At 65.5% G+C, this 22,215-nt stretch carries 22 protein-coding genes and 1 riboswitch; of the genes, 12 read left to right on the top strand and 10 right to left on the bottom strand.

Features of this window, described 5'->3' with window-relative positions:
- Positions 1-50: 50 nt before the first annotated feature.
- Together WAB17_RS08510 and WAB17_RS08515 are read left to right on the top strand one after the other, a co-directional pair.
- Entirely contained in the window at positions 51-1,331 is a 1,281-nt protein-coding gene (locus WAB17_RS08510; RefSeq protein ID WP_435416928.1) for an amidohydrolase family protein, read from the top strand.
- A gap of 146 nt (positions 1,332-1,477) precedes the next feature.
- The gene (locus WAB17_RS08515) at positions 1,478-3,301 is read left to right on the top strand and encodes a DUF885 domain-containing protein (RefSeq protein ID WP_435416929.1); all 1,824 of its coding nucleotides are present in this window, start codon (positions 1,478-1,480) and stop codon (positions 3,299-3,301) included.
- A 19-nt stretch (positions 3,302-3,320) separates the two neighbouring features.
- Here WAB17_RS08515 and WAB17_RS08520 read toward each other — a convergent pair whose 3' ends face one another.
- Positions 3,321-4,226 (bottom strand): hypothetical protein, encoded by a 906-nt coding sequence (locus WAB17_RS08520; protein WP_435416930.1) that lies wholly within the window; start codon positions 4,224-4,226, stop codon positions 3,321-3,323.
- A 113-nt stretch (positions 4,227-4,339) separates the two neighbouring features.
- Between WAB17_RS08520 and WAB17_RS08525 the strand changes: the two genes are divergently transcribed.
- The gene (locus WAB17_RS08525; RefSeq protein ID WP_435416931.1) at positions 4,340-4,786 is read left to right on the top strand and encodes a hotdog fold thioesterase; all 447 of its coding nucleotides are present in this window, start codon (positions 4,340-4,342) and stop codon (positions 4,784-4,786) included.
- A gap of 3 nt (positions 4,787-4,789) precedes the next feature.
- Here the strand turns inward: WAB17_RS08525 and WAB17_RS08530 are convergent, their stop codons facing one another.
- The 3 genes from WAB17_RS08530 to WAB17_RS08540 are packed head-to-tail and all read right to left on the bottom strand — an operon-like array spanning position 4,790 to position 8,531.
- Positions 4,790-6,160 carry a flavin-containing monooxygenase gene (locus WAB17_RS08530; protein ID WP_435416932.1) on the bottom strand — a complete coding sequence of 457 codons (1,371 nt, stop codon included), beginning with the start codon at positions 6,158-6,160 and terminating at the stop codon, positions 4,790-4,792.
- Complete coding sequence (locus WAB17_RS08535) at positions 6,157-7,263, bottom strand: NAD(P)H-dependent flavin oxidoreductase (protein WP_435416933.1); 1,107 nt, start codon at positions 7,261-7,263, stop codon at positions 6,157-6,159. The genes WAB17_RS08530 and WAB17_RS08535 overlap by 4 nt, the downstream gene beginning before the upstream one ends.
- A 32-nt stretch (positions 7,264-7,295) precedes the next feature.
- A complete protein-coding gene (locus WAB17_RS08540; protein ID WP_435416934.1) occupies positions 7,296-8,531 on the bottom strand; it encodes a cytochrome P450 in 1,236 nt (411 codons plus the stop codon).
- 79 nt (positions 8,532-8,610) lie between these two features.
- On the opposite strand from WAB17_RS08540, the gene WAB17_RS08545 reads away from it, so the two are divergent.
- The 3 genes from WAB17_RS08545 (at position 8,611) to thiC (ending at position 12,943) form a co-directional block, all read left to right on the top strand.
- Positions 8,611-10,410: a flavin-containing monooxygenase gene (locus tag WAB17_RS08545; RefSeq protein ID WP_435416935.1), complete on the top strand. Its 1,800-nt coding sequence runs from the start codon at positions 8,611-8,613 to the stop codon at positions 10,408-10,410.
- 39 nt (positions 10,411-10,449) lie between these two features.
- A riboswitch (TPP riboswitch) is annotated at positions 10,450-10,559 on the top strand.
- A gap of 44 nt (positions 10,560-10,603) precedes the next feature.
- Complete coding sequence (locus WAB17_RS08550; protein WP_435416936.1) at positions 10,604-11,011, top strand: hypothetical protein; 408 nt, start codon at positions 10,604-10,606, stop codon at positions 11,009-11,011.
- A gap of 15 nt (positions 11,012-11,026) precedes the next feature.
- Positions 11,027-12,943 (top strand): phosphomethylpyrimidine synthase ThiC, encoded by a 1,917-nt coding sequence (thiC, locus tag WAB17_RS08555; protein WP_435416937.1) that lies wholly within the window; start codon positions 11,027-11,029, stop codon positions 12,941-12,943.
- Positions 12,944-12,956: 13 nt separating this feature from the next.
- Here the strand turns inward: thiC and WAB17_RS08560 are convergent, their stop codons facing one another.
- From WAB17_RS08560 to WAB17_RS08570, 3 genes are all read right to left on the bottom strand, one after another.
- A complete protein-coding gene (locus WAB17_RS08560; RefSeq protein WP_435416938.1) occupies positions 12,957-14,051 on the bottom strand; it encodes a hypothetical protein in 1,095 nt (364 codons plus the stop codon).
- Positions 14,048-14,590: a hypothetical protein gene (locus WAB17_RS08565; protein ID WP_435416939.1), complete on the bottom strand. Its 543-nt coding sequence runs from the start codon at positions 14,588-14,590 to the stop codon at positions 14,048-14,050. Before WAB17_RS08565 ends, WAB17_RS08560 begins: the two co-directional genes overlap by 4 nt.
- 110 nt (positions 14,591-14,700) lie before the next feature.
- On the bottom strand, positions 14,701-15,174 hold the full coding sequence (locus tag WAB17_RS08570; protein WP_435416940.1) for a YaiI/YqxD family protein: 474 nt from the start codon (positions 15,172-15,174) through the stop codon (positions 14,701-14,703).
- 195 nt (positions 15,175-15,369) lie between these two features.
- Here WAB17_RS08570 and WAB17_RS08575 point away from each other — a divergent pair, with 195 nt between their 5' ends.
- Complete coding sequence (locus WAB17_RS08575) at positions 15,370-16,089, top strand: hypothetical protein (RefSeq protein WP_435416941.1); 720 nt, start codon at positions 15,370-15,372, stop codon at positions 16,087-16,089.
- Between the two features lie 61 nt (positions 16,090-16,150).
- On the opposite strand, the gene WAB17_RS08580 is transcribed toward WAB17_RS08575, so the two are convergent.
- Positions 16,151-16,726, bottom strand: coding sequence for a lipocalin family protein (locus WAB17_RS08580; protein WP_435416942.1), 576 nt, complete (start codon positions 16,724-16,726; stop codon positions 16,151-16,153).
- 261 nt (positions 16,727-16,987) lie between these two features.
- On the opposite strand from WAB17_RS08580, the gene WAB17_RS08585 reads away from it, so the two are divergent.
- Both WAB17_RS08585 and WAB17_RS08590 read left to right on the top strand, forming a co-directional pair.
- Positions 16,988-17,200, top strand: coding sequence for a cold-shock protein (locus WAB17_RS08585; protein ID WP_435416943.1), 213 nt, complete (start codon positions 16,988-16,990; stop codon positions 17,198-17,200).
- Between the two features lie 66 nt (positions 17,201-17,266).
- Complete coding sequence (locus WAB17_RS08590) at positions 17,267-17,473, top strand: hypothetical protein (protein WP_435416944.1); 207 nt, start codon at positions 17,267-17,269, stop codon at positions 17,471-17,473.
- A 49-nt stretch (positions 17,474-17,522) separates the two neighbouring features.
- On the opposite strand, the gene WAB17_RS08595 is transcribed toward WAB17_RS08590, so the two are convergent.
- Positions 17,523-18,632: a DUF2853 family protein gene (locus WAB17_RS08595; protein ID WP_435416945.1), complete on the bottom strand. Its 1,110-nt coding sequence runs from the start codon at positions 18,630-18,632 to the stop codon at positions 17,523-17,525.
- A gap of 257 nt (positions 18,633-18,889) precedes the next feature.
- On the opposite strand from WAB17_RS08595, the gene WAB17_RS08600 reads away from it, so the two are divergent.
- The 3 genes from WAB17_RS08600 (at position 18,890) to WAB17_RS08610 (ending at position 21,577) form a co-directional block, all read left to right on the top strand.
- Positions 18,890-19,234, top strand: coding sequence for an HPF/RaiA family ribosome-associated protein (locus WAB17_RS08600; protein WP_435416946.1), 345 nt, complete (start codon positions 18,890-18,892; stop codon positions 19,232-19,234).
- A 57-nt stretch (positions 19,235-19,291) separates the two neighbouring features.
- Positions 19,292-21,052, top strand: coding sequence for a tetratricopeptide repeat-containing sulfotransferase family protein (locus WAB17_RS08605; RefSeq protein ID WP_435416947.1), 1,761 nt, complete (start codon positions 19,292-19,294; stop codon positions 21,050-21,052).
- A gap of 81 nt (positions 21,053-21,133) precedes the next feature.
- A complete protein-coding gene (locus WAB17_RS08610; protein ID WP_435416948.1) occupies positions 21,134-21,577 on the top strand; it encodes a PaaI family thioesterase in 444 nt (147 codons plus the stop codon).
- Between the two features lie 6 nt (positions 21,578-21,583).
- Here the strand turns inward: WAB17_RS08610 and WAB17_RS08615 are convergent, their stop codons facing one another.
- On the bottom strand, positions 21,584-22,066 hold the full coding sequence (locus WAB17_RS08615; RefSeq protein WP_435416949.1) for a hypothetical protein: 483 nt from the start codon (positions 22,064-22,066) through the stop codon (positions 21,584-21,586).
- Positions 22,067-22,215: the final 149 nt, after the last annotated feature.

The following is a 22,215-nucleotide window of genomic DNA, read 5'->3' on the forward strand; positions in this document are numbered from 1 at the left end:
GCGATGCAACGCCGGAGCGCAAACCCGGACCAAAAGGGGAGAGACCAGCCATGACCAGACCCATTTTCCGCCTCGCCGCCACAGCCGCGATCGCGCTCGCAGCCGCGACGCCCGCCTTGGCCGAAACGGTGGTCATCCATGCCGGCGCCGTTATCGCCGACGCGTCGGGCAACCCTTCCGGCCCCGCCACCATTACCGTTACAGACGGCCGCATCGTCAGCATCGTCGACGGCTTCCAGCCGACTCCGGACGGCGCCACCATGGTCCACCTGCCCGACTATACCGTCCTCCCGGGCCTCATCGACCTGCATGTCCATCTGACCGGCGATCCGGGCGGCGATTTCTGGAAGGAAGCGACCGAGCCCGACGAATGGGGCGTGGTCGTGGGGGCCAAGAACGCCCGCCTGACCGCGCTGGCGGGCTTCACCACCGTGCGCGAGGCCGGCAGCGCGCAGCAGACCGCCTTCGTCCTGCGGCGCGGTATCGCGGAAGGCCTCATGCCCGGGCCGCGGATCGTGGCGGCAGGCCCGGCGCTGGCCATCGTCGGCGGCCATGGCGACACCAACGGGTTCCGCCCCGAGGTCAACGAACTGCTCGATACCGGCTTCACCTGCACCGGCGCGGTCGAATGCGCGGCCAAGGTACGCCTCGCCAGCCAGAACGGTTCGGACATCATCAAGATCACCGCCACCGGCGGCGTGCTGAGCCAGCAGGGGCGCGGGCTGGAAGCGCATTTCACGGCCGAGGAAATGAAGGCGATTGCCGATACCGCCCATTCGCTCGGCCTCAAGGTCATGGCCCATGCTCATGGCGCGCGCGGGATCGAGGCGGCTGCCCGGGCAGGCATCGATACGGTGGATCACGGCACGTACATCGACAAGGCGGCAGCCGATGCGATGATCGCCAACGGCACCGTTCTGGTCCCCACGCTGATGGCCTTCCAGGGCATCAGCGAGCGGCTGGGCAAGGGCATTTACACCCCGGTCGTCGAGGAAAAGGTCCGTGCGGTTGCCGAAACCGCCAAGGTGTTCATGGGCCGGGCCCACAAATGGGGCGTCAAGATCGCCTTCGGCACGGACGCAGGTGTGTTCGACCATGGCCGCAATGCGCAGGAATTCGCGCTGATGGTCGGGCAGGGCATGTCCAACCGCGAAGCGCTGGCCAGCGCCACAACCGTTGCGGCCGAGGTGCTGGGCATGGAAAACGAGATCGGCAAGCTCGCCCCGGGCTATTCGGCGGACATCATCGCCGTGAAGGGCAATCCGCTCGACAATGTCCGCGTGCTCGAGGATGTCGACTGGGTCATGGTGCGCGGACGAGTGGTCGAATAGGCCGCAAGTCCCTCGTCGAGTTGTCGTGCGCTTTGGGCGAAGGCCGATGCCATCGCCTGAAGGACGCATTACCGCCCGCTTGTCTTTGTCATGCACGTGTATTACGTGCATAATACAGTATCAGACGAAAGAGGGACCTCGCCATTATGAAACTCATCCGTACCGCGCTGCTTGCGACTGCTGCGCTCGCCCTGCCGGCCGCACCCGCCTTCGCGCAGGAGGCGACCGCATCGGCCGACACGCCTGCCGTTGCCGCCCAAGCGACGGAACGTGATCGCCTCTTCGCCCTGTTTGCCGAATCCGACGCGCGCAGCCTCGAGCTCAACCCGCTCGGCCGTCTCTTCCGCGGCGACGACAGCAATGCCGGGCGGCTCGGCGACTTCCTGACCGACGCCAGCTATTATGCCGGCCTGCGCGATACGCAGCTCAACCTCGCGCTGCTGGCGCAGATCGACCGCAGCAAGCTCGATCCGACCGACCAGCTCGCCTACGACGTGTTCAAGTGGACGCAGGAAGATGCGCTGCGCGGCCAGTCGGCCCAGATCCGCGCGCTGACCGAGGTGCGCCCGGTCAACCACTTCTTCGGCTTCCACACCTTCTATCCCAACTTCGCCAGCGGCAAGGGCGCCGCACCGTTCAAGACGATGGCGAATTACGAGGACAACCTGACCCGGCACGACGATTACATCGCCATCACCGACCGCGCGATCGCCAAGTCGCGCGAAGGGATGAAGTCGGGCGTGCTGGAAACCAAGCTGACCATCGGCATCGTCATCCAGCAGCTCGATACGCTGCTGGCGATCCCGGTCGACGACTCCCAGTTCATGGGCCCGACCAAGATGTTCCCGGAAAGCTTCTCGGCTGACGACAAGGCCCGCCTGACCGCCGCCTATCGCGCCAAGACCGAGGAAATCAACGCCGCCCACACCCGGCTGCGCGATTTCCTGCGCGACGAATACCTGCCGGCGGCGCGTGAACAGGTCGGTCTCAGCCAGATGAAGGGCGGGGCGGACCTTTACGCCCAGTTGATCGAGAGCACGACTACCATCCCGATCACCGCCGACGAGATCCACCAGCTTGGCATGAGCGAGGTCGAGCGAATCAAGGGCGAGTTCGAGAAGATCAAGGCCGAGGTCAGGTTCAAGGGCACGCTCAACGAGTTCTTCGACTATGTCCGCACCGATCCCAAGTTCCAGCCGAAGAGCCGCGAGGCGCTGACCCAGCGCTATTACGACATCGGCAAGATGGTCGACAAGCAGATCGGCAAGTACTTCTCGCTGCTGCCCAAGACCGGACTCAAGATCGAACCCTACGACGTCTCGATCGAGCAGTTCCAGGCCGGCGGATCCTACCAGCAGGGCACGCCCGACGGTTCGCGCCCCGGCACCTTCTATTTCAACGCCTACGACCTGCCGAGCCGGCTGACGCCGGGTGAGGTCACCCTGTACCTCCACGAAGGCGCGCCGGGCCACCACTTCCAGATCAGCCTGGCCCAGGAAAACGAGGCACTGCCGGCCTTCATGCGCTTCGGCGGCAACACCGCCTATGTCGAAGGCTGGGCGCTCTATGCGGAAACGCTCGGCTACGAGATGGGCTTCTACAAGGACCCGTGGAATCGCTACGGCACGCTGGGCGACGAGCAGCTGCGCGCCATGCGGCTGGTGGTCGACACCGGCATCCATGCCAAGGGCTGGACGCGGGAACAGGCGATCGACTTCATGCTCGAAAACTCGCCGATGACCCGCACCGAAGTGGTGGCCGAGGTCGAGCGCTACATCGCCATCCCCAGCCAGGCCGTCGCCTACAAGGTCGGCGCGCTGACCATCCAGCGCCTGCGCAAGAAGGCGGAAAGCGAGCTGGGCAGCAAGTTCGACATCAAGGACTTCCACGCCCAGGTGCTCGGCACCGGCGCCCTGCCGCTGGCGGTGCTGGAGCAGAAGATCGACCGCTGGATCGCGAGCCGCAAGTGAGGTGAGACGGGCGGCGGGGCTATTCGTCCCCGTCGTCCCCGTCCGCTGACGGTTCGCTTCCTCTTTGCTTGATCAGGCTGGCCAGTTTGCCACGCTGGAACAGCGCCGGCCGGGCGTTGTCGTCGATGCTGTAAAGGCTTTCGAACAGATATCGGTCGAATGGCCCCATACGCTCGGGGAGTGTGGTCGGATCATCGACTTCGAGCAGGCGGAGTAGCGAATCCGGTCGGGCCATCTCGGCGGCATCCGTATCGAGCGGCAGCATCATGTGAAGCGTTGCGAAGTCGGCCAGTTGGCCCAGCGATACGCCGTGAATTTCGTCGATGTCGATCAGGAGGAACGTGAAGCCGATGTCCTGAAGGAGAGGGGCTTGCAACCTGCTTGCCCGCGGGCTGACGGTGGTGGCGGCGCCCCACCCCTGCGATCCGACTTCGAAGGCCTGCGCGAGGTTCTTCGCGTTGCGACCCCAGCGGCGATTGATTTGCCAGGCATAAGACTCGCGCACGGGTTCGAGCAGCCGGTCTCGCGCGCGCCGGCTGAGGCCCGTGAACCAGCGCTGGTTCTTGCTGCGCAAGGCTTTGGCCAGCGTTTGCGGCTCGTCGACGAAGATCACGGCGGCCGATGGACTGCAAGGCCGGTCGGGAACTTCGATGCCGACATCGCGCGCGTTGGCATTCAGAAGCTCGCGAAATTTCGGGGTCAGATCGTGCCCGAGACCCATGATGATCGGGCAGAAATGACCTTCGACGCGGGCAAGCTGGTCCGAGGATTCGGACAGCAGGGTTCGTAATTCGTTGCGAATTTCCGAGGTGCTTCCCTCGACGACGATTTCTTCGCCCGGTTCGGCCGCATGATTATCAGTTTCATCAGCCGGTGCAGAAATGGCCAAGGCCATGGCAAATGAAAAAATGAGCGGGTCCGCCATAAGCCGGAGTATAAACGGTGCACGTCGATTGTAAACTTGGGCGCGACCCGCGAGTCCGGGTGGGGTCGGTGTCCGTACTGGACATCCATCGACGCGGGCGGCAGGACGGGCGCATGACTGACGAGATCATCTGGTGGGGCGGCGCATTGCCGCATCTGGCGCAGCTCAACGATCATGCCGCAGGGCACCTGCAGGGACACATCGGGATCGAGTTCGTCGAGGTCGGGGCGGACAGCATTACCGCGCGCATGCCGGTCGATGAACGGACCCGGCAGCCCTACGGCCGGCTCCACGGCGGGGCCTCGGTGGCGCTGGCGGAGACGGTAGGCTCGGTCGCCGCATCGATGGTCGTCGACCGCACGCAGTTCGCGACCGTCAGTATGGAGATCAACGCCAACCACATCCGCCCGGCCTACGACGGTTGGGTCTATGGCACCGCGACGCCCGTAAACTTAGGCCGAACGACCCAGATCTGGTCGATCCGCATCGTCGACGAGTCGGGCAAGCTGGTTTGCATCTCGCGCCTGACGATGGCGGTGATTTCGCTCGACCGGAAGTAGCGTTCAGGCGGCTTGCGCTTCGCGCGCGGCAACGGGCAGCTTGGTGCCCCGCGCCGCCGTCCGCTTGGCCCCGGCCTTGATCTCCTTGTGCAGGTCGCGGACGTAGCTGTCGAAATCGAGCTGGATCGTGTGGCGCCGCGCCTTGTAGTACTGGCCGGTGTGGTACTCCTCGTCCTTGACGATCACGCGGTGCATCTCGGCAGGTAGGGGCGGGGCGTATTCGCCCGCCAGATAGGCCGCGACGAGCTTGCTCTGCTGCTCGGCGAAGTTGACCAGCGTCGGCAACGGCTGGGCGAGGCCCATGTAGAACAGGTCGGGCACTTCGGGCTTGAGGATGCGCTTGAACAGCGGCGGCGGGCGATTGTCCTCGTCGGCGGTGAAGGCCGGATCGCTGAAGAAGGGGAAGCGGATGTCGTAGCCGGTCGCCCAGATGATCGCATCGACCTCTTCGCGGGTACCGTCGGTAAAGATTACGCCGTCTCCGTCGAGCCGCTCGATGGCGGGCTTCATCGTCAAATCGCCCGAACCCGCGCGGACGAGGAACTCGCCGCTGACGGTGCCGTGGCTTTCGAACGGGCCGATCTCCGGTTCGGGCAGGCCATAGTCGCTCATCTTGCCGACGAGGTTCCTGACCATGCGCGCGCCGAGCCACTGGCGCACCGACTTGGGCATCCAGGCCGGGGCGGGGTTCTTGTCGAGCGGCTGGCCTTTGAAGTACTTCGGGAAGATCCACACGCCCCTTCTGGTCGAGACGAACAGCTTCGATGCGACGGTGCGCTGCGACAGCTCGCTGGCGATATCCATCGCGCTGTTGCCCATGCCGACCACGAGCACCCGTTTGCCCATGCAGTCTACCGGGGACGTCGGGGTGCGGTAGTTGTGGCTGTGGATCTGCGGCCCGGTGAAGGCGCCGGGATACTCCGGAATGCGCGCCGCCCAGTGGTGCCCGTTGGCGACTGCCAGCGCGTCATAGTGGCGCGTCTCGCCGGTCGACAGGGTGATAACCCACCCGCCTTCGCTGCGCCGCTCGGCCTTCTCGACGCGGGTATTGAAGGTGATGTGCCGGCGCAGGTCGAAGTGATCGACATAGTCGTGGAAGTATTGCAGCAACTGCTCGTGGCTGGGGTAGTCAGGCCATGCCGCCGGGACGGGATAGTCCTCGAACGCCAGCCGCCACTTCGACGTGTCGATATGCAGGCTCTGGTAGCAGGACGACATGCCGTTGGGGTTGTTGTAGTACCAGTTGCCCCCGATGTTGTCGGACGCTTCGAAGATGTCGAACGGGATGCCGTAGTCCTTGAGCCGCTTCGCCGTGGTAAAGCCGCTGCACCCCGCGCCGATGATGCAGACTTTCGGCAGCGCTGCTTCTCTCATGCCAGCAGCCCCATCATCCGTTCATAGGCGGCGGCGAAGTCTTCCTTGAAGTCCTGCACCACCTGGCCGGCACCGCGCTGTTCCTTGACCATGCCGACGCCCTGGCCGACGAAATAGGTCGCCAGTTCCTGCGCCGCGCGGTTGCCGTTGACGCTGGCCTTGTCGATCGCCCGCAGGGTCGGCTCGGACAGCAGCATCATCAGCGGCATGGGCAGGGCGGGGATCTCGGCCTCTTCCCATTTGCTGTGCCATTCGCTGCGCAGCTGGCGGCTGTACTTGCCGGTTCGGTGCTTCGAACGGATGGTGTCGCGGCTGGAGGCGGCGATCATCTTCTCGCGGAACACCTCGGTCGTCTCGGCCTCGCTGGTGGCGAGCCAGACGCTGCCGCACCAAACGCCTTCGGCCCCCATCGCCATCATCCCGGCCATCTGCTTGCCGGTCATGATCCCACCCGCCGCCAGCACCGGGATATCGGCCCCGGCTTCCTCGATGGCGTCAAGCACCTCGGGGATCAGCACCACGGTGGCCACATCGCCGCAATGCCCGCCGCCTTCGCCGCCCTGGGCGACGATGATATCGACCCCGGCGGCGATCTGCTTCATCGCATGCTCCTTGGCCCCGACCAGCGCGGCAACGGGAATGCCGCGCTTCTTGCCCGCCTCGATCATTTCGGGCGGAGCGGTGCCCAGCGCATTGGCGATCAGCCGCACGGGGTGGTTGAAAGCGACTTCGAGCAGTTCCTGCCCCAGCGAGGTATTGGGCCGCTGCCTGCCGCCCATCGGCTCGGCGTTCTCTTCCGCGATGCCCGCCTCGCGCAGGATGGCGCGGGTGAAGTCGCGGTAGTGGGCCGGTATCTGGGCGATGATCTCGTCGGCGGTGATGTCCATCTTCACCGCCTGCACCTCGGGGATCAGCACATCGACGCCGTAGGGCTTGCCGTCGACATGGTCGTCGATCCAGCGCAGTTCCTGTTCGAGCTGCTCGGGCGTCGAGCTCACTGCCCCCACCACGCCGAACCCGCCCGCGCGGCTGACGGCGGCTACCACATCGCGGCAGTGCGAAAAGGCAAACAGCGGGAATTCGCATCCCACCATCTCTGTCATGCGAAAGGCCATTGTGCGATCTTCTCCGGGATTCAGCGTTTCTCGATTGTCACCGGCATCTGGGTGAAGCCGTGGAGGAACGGGCTCGCCAGCCGGGTCGGCGTGCCTTGCGGGACGATGCGCCAGCCGCGCTCGACGATCTCCTCGATCACCGTGCCGATCTGCGCCTCGGCCAGCCGCGCCCCGACGCAGCGGTGGATGCCGTGGCCGAAGGCGAGGTGCCGGCGGGCATTGTCGCGCGCGACGTCGAAGCGGTCGGGATCGGCGAAGACGGCCTCGTCGCGATTGGCCGAGATATACCACATCACCACTTTCTCGCCCGCCGGAATGTGCTGCCCGCCCAGTTCGGTGTTTCGCGTGGTGGTGCGGCGCATGTGCGTCACGGGCGATTGCCAGCGGATGATTTCCTGCGCCGCATTGGGAATCAGCTTGGCGTCGCCATGCAGCACGTCGAGCTGGTCGGGGAACAGGTCCAGCGCCTCGACCAGCCCGCTGATGGAATTGCGCGTGGTGTCGTTCCCGCCGACGATCAGCAGCGCGATATTGGCGAGCCGCTCCATCGGCGTGAGGCTGCCCATCGCTTCGGAATGGACCATGCGGCTCAGCAGGTCGTCGGCCGGCGGGGCGGCGCGGCGTTCGTCGAGCAACTGGTCGAAGCGAGCCAGCATTTCGTGCATCTGCTTGACCCATTCGGCGCGGTACTCGTCGCTCTGGGCGTTTTCGCCTACGCCGCTGGCATAGTCCGACCAGCGCTTGAGATCGGGCGTCTCGGCATCGGGATCCATGTCGAACAGGATGCACAGCATGCCCATGGTCTGCGGGATCGAGACCTCGCTCACCCAGTCGAAGGTTTCGCCGATCGGCAGCCTGTCGAGCAGGGTGGCGCACCGTTCGCGCACCTGCACCTCCCGCGTCTTCATCTGGCTGGGCGCAAAGGCCGGCTGGATCACCTTGCGCTGCGCGGTGTGGACCGGCGGATCGGCGGCAATGAAATTGGGCAGGTTGCTCTCGGGCGGCGGCGTGGTGATGGTGATGTTGCCGTTCATCCAGCTCGACGAATAGGTTTCGTGATCCAGCTCGACTGCACCGACCAGGTCGTGCGTCACCACCGACCAGTAGGGGCCATAGAGGCTCTCCGGGCAGTAGCTGACGGGCATCTCGCGCCTCAGCTGCGCGAAGGGCTCGTGCCAGCGGTTTTCGACATAGAGCGCCTCGCGGCTGACATCGACGGGCGCGATCGCCCGCTTCTCCTGCACGGCTGTGGCCATGATTGCCTCCTCTTCCCGCCGCGAAAGGTTGCATAGCGAGACGAATCTGGCAACTTGTTCATGAGGGGAGACAGAAGGCATGGCGACCACTGCACCGGTCATCGACAAGGATGCGCTCAAGGCGAAATACGCCGAGGAGCGCGACAAGCGGCTGCGCGCCGATGCCTCGGCGCAGTATGTCCGGCTGGAAAGCGAATTCGCCGACCTCGCGGTCGATCCCTACACGCCGGTGGTGGCGCGGGACCCCGTCACCGATCACGTCACCTTTGCCTTCGTCGGGGGCGGTTTCGCCGGGCTTTGCGCCGGGGCGCGGTTGAAGCAGGCCGGCATCGACAGCGTGCGCATCATCGACAAGGGCGGCGATTTCGGCGGCACCTGGTACTGGAACCGCTATCCCGGGGCGCAGTGCGACACGGCGAGCATGGTCTATATGCCGCTGCTCGAGGAAACCGGCCACATGCCAAGCGAGAAATACGCCCATGCCCCGGAAATCCGCGAGCATTGTGCCCGCATCGGGCGGCAGTTCGGGCTGTATGAAAATGCGCTGTTCCATACCCAGGTGACGGCGATGGAGTGGGACGAGGCGCGCGGCGTCTGGGTGATAGCGACCAACCGCGGCGACCGCTTCACGGCGAAGTATGTCGGCATGGGCACGGGGCCGCTCCATGTCGCCAAGCTGCCGGGCCTGCCGGGGATCGAGAGCTTCAGGGGCAAGAGCTTCCACACCAGCCGGTGGGACTACGCCTATACCGGCGGCGACCCCGAAGGCACGCCGATGACCGGGCTGGCCGACAAGCGCGTCGCCATCATCGGAACCGGCGCCACGGCGGTGCAGTGCGTGCCCGAGACCGCGAAATACGCGAAAGAACTGTTCGTCTTCCAGCGCACCCCGTCTTCCGTCGATGTCCGCGCCAACGCGCCGATCGACCCCGACTGGTTTGCGCAGGTCTCCGGCGAAGGCTGGCAGAAGGCATGGCAGGAAAACTTCACCGCCCATTTCGGCATGGGGATGCCGGCGGAAGACCTGGTGAGCGACGGCTGGACCGACCTCGCCAAGCGCATCCGGGCCAACATGATGAAGGTGCCGCCCGCCGAATGGACGCCGGAAAAGGTGCTCGAACTGTTCGAGGATGCGGACTTCGAGAAGATGGAAGAAATCCGCCGCCGTGCCGAAGCGCTGGTGGACGACCCTGACACCGCCGAGAACCTCAAGGCGTGGTATCGCCAGCTGTGCAAGCGGCCGTGCTTCCACGACGAATACCTGCAAGCCTTCAACCGTCCGGGCGTCAAGCTGATCCATACCGACGGGCTGGGGGTCGAGCGCATCACGGAGAAGGGTGTGGTGGCGAACGGCACCGAATACGAAGTCGACTGCATCGTCTATGCCTCGGGCTTCGAAGTCTGGACCGATTTCGAAAGCCGCACCGGTTTCGATCCGGTCGGGCGAGGCGGCGTCAAGCTGTCGGAGCATTGGGGCAGCGAGATGCGCACGCTGCACGGGCTGCAGATGCACGGTTTTCCCAACGCCTTCCTGGTGCAGGCGACGCAGGGCGCGGCGTTCATCGCCAACTACCCGCACAACCTCGTCGACCACGCCGATACCATCGCTGCCATCGTCGCTCACATGGAACGCGAGGGGCTGCGGGAAGTCGAACCCACGGCAGAGGCCGAGCAGGCATGGCTCGATTTCCTGCTGACCGGGCGCGGCAATGCGCTGGGCAATACCGAATGCACGCCCGGCTATTACAACAACGAAGGCGCCGGGCTGCGCGACCGGGATCGCTACAGCGTTGGCCATCCGGGCGGGGCGATGGCGTTCTTCCACCACATTGCCGCGTGGCGCACCTCGGGCGCGTTCGAGGGGCTCGCATTTCGCTAGGCGCGGCGCTGGATTCTGTCGCCGCGACCCGCTAGAAGGCAGGCATCCCCGGGGAGCCTGCTCATGGCTGAGAGGGGCGTGTAAGCAGCGCCCGACCCGTCGAACCTGATCCCGTTAGCGCGGGCGGAGGGAAGGGTGGTGTTCGCCGCATCCTCCCCCCGTCCGCTTGTGCCGGATCGTGAGGAGTTGAGCCGTGGCGCAAGCCGATGCCCTGCCAGCCTGGATCGCCCTGTTCACGGGCCTCGCCATCCTTGCGGCGAGTGTCGGCGAACTGCGTGCGCCGGGCGGCTGGACGAAGCTGGTCGAGGAGCTGGAGGCGTCCGTCGCCCTGCGTTTCGTGACCGGCTTCGTGACGCTGATGTTCGGCGCGCTCGTGTATCTTGCGGTTCCGTGGAACTCCGCCAACTGGCTGGCGATGGTCGTCACCGTGATCGGCGGGCTGGGCGTCGCCAAGGGTCTGCTGATCCTCGCCGCGCCGGACCGCATCATGGGGCTGGGCCGCAAGGTGCTCGGTACCAATTCCGCCCTCATCGCCGGGATCGACGCGCTGCTCGGCGCCGGCCTTATCTTCGCCGCCCTGTCGCGGCTCCAGACCCTGTAACGAAAGACCTGACCCATGGCTGACATCAATTCGAAGCTCGAAATCGGCGTGACGACTGGCCCCATCCGCGGCTCGAAGAAGATCCACGTCGGCGCCCGCACCGGCAGCGGTGTGCGCGTCGCCATGCGCGAGATTTATCTCGAGGGCGGGGAGGAGCCGGTTCGGGTCTACGACACCTCCGGCCCCTACACTGACCCCAATGCCACGATCGACATCCAGGCCGGCCTGCCGCCGCTGCGGCGGGACTGGATCATGGCCCGCGGCGATGTCGAGGAATATGCCGCGCGCGAGGTCAAGCCGGAGGATAACGGCCAGCTCGGCCCCGACCGCAGCGGCGGCGTCCCGCCGTTCCCCAATGTCGCGAAGACGGTACTCCGCGCCAAATCGGGCGCAAATGTCAGCCAGATGCACTACGCCCGCAAGGGCATCATCACGCCCGAGATGGAATATGTGGCCGAGCGCGAGAACCTGGGCCGCGAAATGGCGCGCGAGCTGATCGCCGCCAACCGCGAAGGCACGCAGAGCTGGGGCGCCAGCATACCCGATGTCATCACCCCTGAATTCGTCCGCGATGAAGTGGCGCGGGGCCGGGCCATCATCCCCAACAACATCAACCACCCCGAGTCAGAGCCGATGGCGATCGGGCGCAACTTCCTCGTCAAGATCAACGCCAATATCGGCAACAGCGCGGTGGCATCGGACGTGGCGAGCGAAGTCGACAAGATGGTCTGGTCGATCCGCTGGGGCGCCGACACGGTGATGGACCTCAGCACCGGGCGCAACATCCACGACACCCGCGAATGGATCATCCGCAACAGCCCCGTGCCCATCGGCACCGTGCCGATCTACCAGGCGCTGGAAAAGGTCGGCGGCATTGCCGAGGAGTTGACCTGGGAAATCTTCCGCGACACGCTGATCGAGCAGGCCGAGCAGGGGGTCGACTATTTCACCATCCACGCCGGCGTGCGCCTGCCCTTCGTGCCGATGGCGGCCAACCGTGTGACCGGCATCGTCAGTCGCGGCGGCTCGATCATGGCGAAATGGTGCCTCGCGCATCACAAGGAATCGTTCCTCTACGAACGCTTCGACGAGATCACCGAGATCATGAAGGCCTACGACATCGCCTATTCGCTGGGCGACGGCCTGCGCCCCGGCAGTATCGCCGACGCAAACGACGAGGCGCAGTTCGCCGAGCTCTACACCCTGGGCGAACTGACCCACCGCGCCTGGCAGCAGGACGTGCAGGTGATGATCGAAGGGCCGGGCCACGTGCCCATGCACAAGATCAAGGAGAACATGGACAAGCAGCTCGAGGTCTGCGGCGAGGCGCCGTTCTACACCCTCGGCCCGCTCGTCACCGATATCGCGCCGGGCTACGACCACATCACCAGCGGCATCGGCGCGGCGCAGATCGGCTGGTACGGCACGGCGATGCTCTGCTACGTCACGCCCAAGGAGCACCTCGGCCTGCCCGACCGCGACGACGTGAAGGTGGGCGTGGTCACCTACAAGCTCGCCGCCCACGCCGCCGACCTCGCCAAGGGGCACCCGGCCGCCAAGGTCCGCGACGATGCGCTGTCCAAGGCCCGCTTCGAATTCCGCTGGCGCGACCAGTTCAACCTCAGCCTCGACCCCGACACGGCCGAGCAATACCACGACCAGACCCTGCCGGCAGAAGGCGCCAAGACCGCGCATTTCTGCAGCATGTGCGGGCCCAAGTTCTGCTCGATGAAGATCAGCCAGGACGTGCGGGACTTTGCCAGCAAACAGAACCAGGGCGCAGACGGCTTCGTCGCCAGTGCGCAGAGCGGCGCCGAAGCCGCCGCCGCGAGCCGCGAGGCGGCGCTGAAGGGGATGGAGGAAATGAGCCGCCGCTACAACGAAGGCGGACGGGAGTTGTATATCGGGCAGGGGGACCGGGAGCGGGATTGATTGCTTGACCGAACTAAGCCTCTTCGATGTCGAGAAACTTTAGGCGACGGCCAGCTTGCTGACATGTCACTCGGACTGCGCGATTCACGAGGGGGCCAATGATATCGTCAATAGCATCTTCGAGGCCAGTCACCCGCTGATGACGTCCCTTCACATCGATTTCGAGCCAGTCCTTGTCTAAGTCCAGCGCCCGCAATGTCCCAATGACGTGGACGACCTCGCTGTTCGGCGCTGTAGTTTGAAGCATAGCTTGAACATGCTCATTCGTATATGATCTGGAGTCGCCAGTTAAAGTTACCTCTTTCGGATTATCATAGGAGTAGATGCGGACCTTTTCATAGGCTCGGCCGGTTGGTGAAAGCGTCCGCGTCAATTTCACGAAGGCCTCCCGATAATCTTCGCGATCAACGACACGCTCCAAAGCGCTTTCACTAGGATTGGTCGCGGCCTGTACGATATCCAGAAATTTATCAGTAACGTGTGCGGGTTCGACGTGACCCTTGAACATGTCGCTCTGGCGAGGTGCCTCTACTGATACCGCGAATTGATAGCTGCCGGGAGCGGCCTGGAAAAGCCAAGGGCGGCAATAGTCACGAACCTCTGCAGGTGCAGGTCCACGCGACCTGAACGGCAACTCACTGAGATATTCTATAGTCCTGATAAACATACTCTGAATATTCTGGACTTTGCTGACAATGACATCCAGCGGTGCACCGCCGACTAAAATTTCGCCACCGCTTAATGAAACGATCACCTGTCCCGGTAGAAACTTTTTGTCCGATTTGCGCTTAGCCTCTTCGGTCCAGACGGCTTGTATGACCGCTCGAAGCTGATCCTCAATGTCTGACGGCAGGGGGCTATTGAGAAGTTGCAGGCTTAGGTTAGCAGCCCGCTCGAATTCGCCGCCCTTGAAAAGCAAAGAGGCAGCTGAGAGTCCAAACACCGCACGAGTTTGGTGCTTTTCAAGCGGGATCTCATCTAAGGCTTCGAGTTCGTATGCGGCCGCTTGTCGATAGAGTCCCTCTGCATCGGCCCGGTTGACTGATCTCATCTGACCCGCAAGGAATGCGAGATCGGCGCTCTTCTGATGTGTCTCTGCCCAGGTCATGATCCGATCGTTTCTGAAAGCAGTATGACCTTTTGTTCAAACCCAGCAACGCCTGCGATTGCTCTCATGAAACTCGTCCCGCGCTTCGTTTGGTCGACCTTTGACCGCAGTCTCTGATCGCATTGCGATCGTCGCCCCTGATCAACGCCGGAAATTTCGAACCGATAAGCATTCTCAAGGTCCGAAACTGCTGTGCCTCTGGGTGCGATGTAATAATCAGCTCCCGTTAAGGTTTCGGCACGGTGGACAGCAACTAAGCCTTGAAGGAGTTCCACGGCTGCAAGGCATATACCATACGCTCCAGCCTCTGTGGTATCTATGGTATTCGCGTAGGCGGCCGACAGCGAAGGTGACGCAGGCAACCAGCTAACCGAAGCCTGCGACTCGGCCGATCCATTCTCTAATTGGAAAACTGCTGGAGCCTCATGATGCCGCTGCAAACAAACAGACGCCGCTTCGAAGAAATGTTGAGCTATAGCCGGTGTTAAGCCGGGATGGCGCCGGTCCATGTTTTTCATGTCAAGTACTGCTACAGTCATCGGCGCTTATTTGACCAAAAATCGCCGCCTGACAAGCCTTCGTCAGCGACTAGTTTGAGGAGTCGTCTCCCCGACGTTACCCCTTCACAGTATTCGAGGAACAAAAGAGCCTAACCCTTCCCCAACCGCACCAGCTCCCTGTCCAGCGCCTGCAAAAACCGCGAGCGGTCCTCCTTGCGGAACGGCGGTGGCCCGCCGGCGCTCCCACCCAAAGGCCCGTCCATCCCGGCGCGCAGGTCGGCCATGATGGCACGGGTGGCCACGGCGCCTCCGATGGAGCCGGCGTCGAAGGGCTTGCCGGTGTGCGCCAGCACGGTCGCGCCGGCCTTCAGCGCGCGGTCGGCGAGTAGGATGTCGCCGGTCACCACCAGCGTCCGCGGACCGGCGTGCGCCGCGATCCAGTCGTCCGCCGCATCGAAGGCGTCGGAGACCGTCACCCGCTTCACCCGCGCGCTCACCGGCACGCGGAACATCTGGTTGCTGACCACGCGCACATGCGCACCGTGCCGCTCGGCCACGCGGTAGATCTCCTCCTTCACCGGGCAGGCATCGGCATCGATGAGGATGGTGACGGGATATTGCATGCGTTCGGTCTTAGCGCAGCCCGCCCACGCACGTCACCCCGGGCTCGACCCAGGGTCCCGCTTCTCTGGTGACGCGCCTGTAGGTAGCGGGACCCCGGCTCGGAGGCTGGGGTGACGGTTTCGGGGAAGGTGAGCGCGCTCCGCTTCCCCAAAAACACTTTCCTACACACCCCCATCCGTGCCTTATCCTGACCGATGAGCAAGCACCCGTCCCCCACCGCCTTTGCCCCGGCCGGCCTGCCGGGTTCCGCCGCCCGCCACGATGGCTGGAGCCTCGAGAAGCAGGTCGGCTTCCTGCGCCAGCTTTCCGCCACCCATTCGATTGCCGATGCCGCGAAGTCGGTCGGGATGTCGCGCCAGTCGGCCTATCGGCTGCGCTCGCGGCTCAAGGGCAAGGCGTTCGACCTGGCGTGGGAGGTGGCCTTCCACCATTCCTACGATGTGCTGGCCCATGCCGCGCTGGAGCGCGCGCTCAACGGGGTCGAACGGCCGGTGTTCTTCCAGGGCGAGCAGATCGGCAGCTATCGCAACTATGACGAGCGGCTGACCGTGGCGCTGCTCGACCGCATGACCGTGGGCGGCAATCCCGCCTTCGGGCGGCTCGGCCCCGGCGCGGAACGGCATGCGCGCGATTTCAAGGCGCTGCTCGGGCGGATCGCGGCGGGCGAGGAGGTCGAAACCGGCGCGCCCGGACCCGGCGAACCCGGCGAGATTGAGCAACTGCGGGCTTTTCGCAGTGCCGCCTGTGCGACCTTCAGGCCATGGGATGAGGATGACGATGAGGATGAGGATGAGGAGGGCGATCGGGCTGGAGATCAGCCCGAAGAAGCCATGCCCGGCGCGTGTCCGGAGAGCTGGTCAGACGCGCAATTAATTGCGGCATTACAGGAGGTTGAGCGCCAAAAGCGAAAGTGACGCGATGTCACCTTCGTCACTTTCGTCACCTTTGCCGCGGCTTGTGGGCAGGGCGGGGTCCTTACCCCGGCTGCTGCGTCAGGCGCACCAGGCTCCAGTCATAGCCCATGGCCTTGACCCGCTGCTCCAGCAAGGCGCGGGTCGCGGCGTCGGGGCGGGCCTCGCGGGTCAGCATCCACAGGTAGCGCCCGCTCGGCTCGCCGACGATCGACCAGGGGTATTGCCCGCTCGCATCCGGCTCGCCCCGGTCGAGCACCCAGTAATCGCCATAGAAGGGACCGAAGAAACTGACCTTGAGCTTGGCCCCGTCCGATCCCTCGACCACCTTGGCCTTGCCGGTGGACTGTCGGAACTCGCCGTCGAGACTGTCCTGGTAGCAGGAGTTGACGACCCTGATCCTGTTGTCCTCGCGCAGCGAATATTCGGCGGTGACGCCTTCGCAGCCCTTCTGGAACGGCGCTTCATAGCGGCCGTATTCGTACCAGCTGCCGAGATAGGCGGGGAGGGCAACGGCCTTGGCCGGCTCCGGCACGCTGGCATTGCCGACCGGCCCCGGGGTGCCGACACAGGCCCCCAGCGCGAGGGTGGCGGGGGCGAGGACGAGCGCGAAGGCGGCGCGGGGAAGGGACCGGGTCATGCAGGGTGGAACCTGCAGGAAGGAGGGCGGTTCCTTGGCGCGGCCCAGCAATCGTTAGGTGATATGGCCCACCCGTGCTACATGGCCTGTGCTGACGTCGAATATTGCGACGGACTTCGAAATTTGCGCTCCGCCGCTTGCCTGTTCCGACAGGCCCCGGCGTTAACCGGACGACGACTTCCTTTCACTGGACGATCTGACGCACGACCGCGCGGCAAGTCGCCGCGCGGCAACCACACGCGTTCTTGAAAGGAACACACCATGGCCAAGACCGGCACCGTCAAATTCTTCAACATCGACAAGGGCTACGGCTTCATCGCACCCGACGATGGCTCGGCCGACAGCTTCGTCCACATCACTGCCGTGCAGGCAGCGGGCATGACTTCGCTCGACAAGGACCAGCGCCTCAACTTCGACGTCGAACAGGGCCGCAACGGCAAGGAAAGCGCCGTCAACCTGTCGGCCGCCGACTGATCCGGCCCGCGCCCGCTTCGCCCAGGTGGCGGGGCGGGCGCGACCACCCTGCCAGAAGGCCCCGCGATGATGAACCACAGCTACGAATTCTACATCGCCCGCGCGCACGAAGCGCACGCCGCCGCTGCCGCAGCGCAGCTCGACAATGTCCGCGACCGCGAGATGCGCGCGCACAAGACCTGGCTCGGCCTGGCCGAACAGGCCCGCAAGGTCGTGCTCCAGCGCGAGAAGGCGCTGCGCGCCAAGGAAGCGCTGCGCGAAGCCGGGTACTAGGCCCGGACCACGCCTCCCCCCACTGCCAGCGGCCCTCCGGACGGCGCGGCTACTGTATGATCGTTACCTCGACGCGCCGCGCCTGTTCGGGCGTGACGTCGGCGCTGGTCGCCTCGTCGGGCTTCACCAGCGTTGCCTGCGCTTCGGGTACGCCCAACGCGACGAGCGCCGTCTGCACCGCCTGGGCGCGGTTCTTGGACAGCTCGGCATTGGCGGCGGCATCGCCGGTCGGATCGTTGTAGCCCGAGACGGCGAGGCGCGCGGCCGGATTGGCCTTGAGGTACTCCACCACCGGCCCTGCGGCGGCGGCGAAATCGGCCGAGACCTCGGCCTTGCCGGTATCGAAATAGGTCGTCACCATCGGCCGTCCGTCGCGCTCCCCGGCAACCACGCCGGCGCCTTGCGGCACGGCCGCAGCAGCGGGCTCGACCGCTTGCGGCGCAGCCGGGGCAGCCGCCGGTGCCGGAGCGGCTGGGGCCACCGGCGCCTCGTCCGGCCGGCTCATCCAGAAGGCCAGCCCGGCCGCGAGGGCGATCGCGCCGACCACCACCGCAGCAGCGAGGCAGCCGGTCTCGACGATGCCGTCGTCGACCGCCGCGCCGCCGCGCCGGTCGCCGCCGCGCGGTGCCGCCGGGCTCGCGGCAAGATGCGAGGCGGGCGCCGGTGCCGAGGCTGGCGCCGGAGCCGGAGCCGGTGAGGATGCTGTCGGTGCCGCCGTCTCGGGCGTCCTGATGGGAGAAACTTCGGCAGGCGCGGCCGCCGCTGGCATCGCCGCCAGCGAGGCGGCCGCAACGCCGGCTCCGGTTCCGGCGGCGGCAATGCCCGCTCCGCGGGCCGCCCCGCCGAACACCGACAGGCGGTCGAAATGGTCGGCCAGAAGGTAGTAGACGGTGACGCGGTTCTTTGTCCTATCGCCCTTCATGCGTTCGCCGATCCGGGCGATCCCGGCATCGAGTGTCGCATCGTCGTCTGCCAGCGCCAGCTTCTTCTTCAGGTAGTTCTCCCGCACCCGGGCGGTTTCCTTGGGATCGGAGAAGGACACCAGCGAGGAATCGAGCTTCCTCAGGGCAATGCCGCAATAGTTGACGATCTTCCTGACCACCGCCTCGTCGGCATCGGCGGCGTATTTGCGGACATCTGCAAACCAGTCCTGATCCATGACAATCCTCCCCCGCTGCCCCATCGGCAGCCAGTCGGCCCGTCATGTCGGCTAGGCATTCCAGTGTTAGACTCGGGCCGAGCGGCGGCCACTCTATCCCATTGCCGGGCAATGGCAAATGGAGTCGCACCGGGGCTTTGCCGGCGCTCTTTCGCCTTGCCGCGCAGGATACTCCGCATGGCCTAAACCGCTCGCAATCGGGCCGGGAAGGGCCATATCGGATACAGTCGAACGCAACGGAAGAAGGAGCATCCCCCATGCAGATCCAGTTCAACTCCGACAGCAGCGTGATGGGCACCAGCAATGTCGCGGAACGCATTGCGCGGCACGTGCGTGACCGGCTGGCGCGGTTCGATGACCGGCTCACCCGGCTCGAAGTGCATGTCAGCGACGCCAACGGACGCAAGGGCGGGGCCGACGACAAGTCTTGCACCATCGAGGCGCGGCCCCGCGGCGGCCGGGCCATCGGCGTGACGGCGCGGGCAGCCGATGTCGATGCCGCCGCGCGCAAGGCGGCGGCCACGCTGGCACAGCGGCTCGAGCGGTTCTTCGGCAAAGCGATGCGCCACGGGCACGACCTTCGACCGGAAAAGCAGCTTTAGCCGCCGCTCGCCTCGGCATCGTTGACTTGGCTCGCCGCGCCCATCACAGGGGCGCGGATGAGCGAACTGGTCGACAGGGCAGAAGCCGCCTTGCGCGGGGGGCGTAGCGCCGAAGCACGTGGCCTGCTGGAACGGGCGCTAGCAGGCGCACTCCCGGTCGCGCTCGAGGCGGAGGCACGCTCGATGCTGGGGCTGGCGCTGGTCGGGCTGGGGCATCCGAAGGATGCCTTGTCGCACTTGCAGGCGGCGGTGGCGGCAGAGCCGGACGAGGCCATGTTCCGCTACAACCTCGGATGCGGACTGTCTGCTGCGGGGGACACGGACGGGGCCGTGGCCCAGCACCAGGCTGCGGTCCGCCTCGCTCCGGGAATGGCCCCGCTGGTGCTGGCCCTTGCGCAGGCGCAAATGCAGGCCGGCAATCCGCTGGAGGCTCGCACGGTTCTCGAGCGCCTCGATGCCGCGACGCTCCGAACCCCTGTGGTCCGCCGCCTTCATGCCGGCGCCGCCGCCGCATCGGGCGATACCCATGCCGCGCTCGACCTCGCTCGCCGGCTCCTCCCCGATAAGGGGGACTATGCCGATCCGCAGGCAAGGGCCGACGCGATGACGGTCGCCTCGCTGGCCCACGCCGCCCAGGCCTATGAGGAAGCGCAGGGCATCCTCGCCGCCATCCTGCGCCATCGTCCCGACGATGCCGACGCCGCGACGGTGCTTGCCCAGCTCCTGATGTGGACCGAGGGGCCGGCGGCGGCTGGCGAGCTATTGCGCCAGGCCCGTGCCGCCGGCGCCTCGTCTCCGCGCATGCTGACGGAACTGCTCGCACTCGATGAGCCCGTGGACCAGGAGGTCGAGAGATTGGCCGCGGATTCCGCCCTGCCGCCGTTCGAGCGGGCCGACCTGTTGCTGGCGATGGCACAGCGGGCGGACCGCGCAGGCGATGCGGCGCGGGCGTGGGACCTCGCAACGCGCGGGAAGGGTCTCCTGTCGCGGCCACCCGGTCGCGACTGGCGCGCCACCGTCGATCGCCAGCGCAGGCTGTTCGCCGCCAGCGAGCCGGTCGTCCTGCCGCCGGACGGACCGCAGCATCTCTACCTCCTCGGTACGCCCCGGTCGGGGCAGTCGCTGGTGCAGTCCATCCTTGCGGCCGCCCCAGGCGTGACATCGGTCGGCGAAAGGGGCGCGCTGTTGCAGCATCTCCTGTTCCAGGATGCGTCGATCGAGACGATGGCGAAGGACCCGCGGGCGGCCTTGCTGCGCGACCTCGCCGTGGCCGATGGCAGGGGCCTCGCCAGGGTGGCACCGGAGGCGGGATGGATTGTCGACAAGTCCCCGCTCCATCTGGCCGTTGCGGGTCTCGTGGCGCGGGTCCATCCTGCCGCCCGCTTCGCGGCGGTGCTGAGGGATCCGGCCGACGTGGCGGTCTCGATCTTCCTCCGGCGCTTTCCGCCCGTATACGACTACGCCGACGATTTCGCCGCCGTCCTCGATCACCTCGATTTCGCGCTGGATGCGATTGCCGCGTGGCGCGCCGAAGGGCTGGACATCCACCTGGTGGATTTCGACCGTTTCCTCGATGATCCTGCTGCGAGCGGCGCGGCCCTGTTCGACTGGCTGGGCCTCGCCTGGAACAACGAGTATCTCGAACCCTCCCGCCGGACGGAGCCGGTCCCGACCTACAGCGCATTACAGGTCAGGCAGAAGGTCGGCGAAGGGAAATCGCGCGGGGCCGCTCCCTACGCATCCATGCTCGAACCCTTTGCGCAGCCGCTGGCGGCATTGCGGGCAAAGCAGGCGCAACTGTTCGCCGGGACAGCATAGACCGACCCTGTGCCGCTTTACAGTCGCGCGCATCGATGGGATGCAATGGTGGCGAGTTTCCGGCATTGGGGGGAAGAAATCATGGCGGAAGGCAAGCCTGCATATCGGGTGGAATTCGTGGAACGCACCGGCATGCGGCGGCTCGAGGAAAGGCGCGGCTTTGCCCGGTTGCTGATGCCGCTGGCCGGAAACGAGAACCATGTCGATGTGATGTATCTCGGCGCCTATACGGTGCTGGCCGAAGCGGTCGCGGCGGTGCCGGGTATCTCGATCCTCGACACATCGCGCTATTTCCCGATCATCAAGGACATCTACGTCGACTTCCACCGCTCTGCCGCGAGCGACGTTACGGCGGAGTACGGGCTGACCGATCAGGAAATCGAAGGCCTTCTTGCAGATCTCGATCGCAAGGGCAGCGCCGGCTACCGGGCGGAGTTTCCCATGCATGACGCGGATGGAACACACGTCGCAACCGGCCGGGTGACGGTCAAGCTGCTGACGCTGGGCTGGCAGCGCCCAAGCTGATCTCGCCTAGCCGCCCTGGAACAGCGGCGCCTGCGGCTCGCCCGTCTCCGATTGTTCGGAAGGGGGCGAAAGCACGGCCACGCTGGTGCGCGTTCCGCGCGTCACCGACATGACGGGCGCATTGCCTGTATCGCTATCGGCGGCGCTTGCCTGCACTACGATCTGGCGGTCGGCGTCCGCATCGATTGTCGGGCTTGCTTCTTCGTAGGCCACATATTCGACCGGCTCCGCGAAAAGGGCGGGCCCATCGAACCGCGCAGACGCGTAGAGGCCCCTGCTGCCCAGCTCCTCCACCTCGAAGCGCCCTTCCGGCGTCTCGATGGCATAATGGTCGGGCAGTGCCGCGGCTGTCCGGCGGGTCACTCCCTCGTATCCTGTCGCCTGCAGTGCAGGCAGCGCATAGGCGAGGCTGTCATCCCTGATCAGGGCGGTATTGCCGATTGCCGAGCCTGCGCCCGCACCGGCTGCAGCGAAGACGATTGCTGCCATCGCCACGGCAAATCTTATGTCCAGTTGCCCCCTCCCTTGTCCCGGGGCCTCCATCGCAATGCTCCATAAAAGGTTTCGGTCTGTCAGGACGGGAATTGCCCAGCGGGCATGTTGTTCCGGCCAAGTCCATTCCAGGCGTCCGCTCGAAT

Origin of the sequence: Parerythrobacter aurantius, assembly GCF_045291475.1 — a bacterium.
Taxonomy (GTDB): Bacteria; Pseudomonadota; Alphaproteobacteria; order Sphingomonadales; family Sphingomonadaceae; genus Parerythrobacter; species Parerythrobacter aurantius.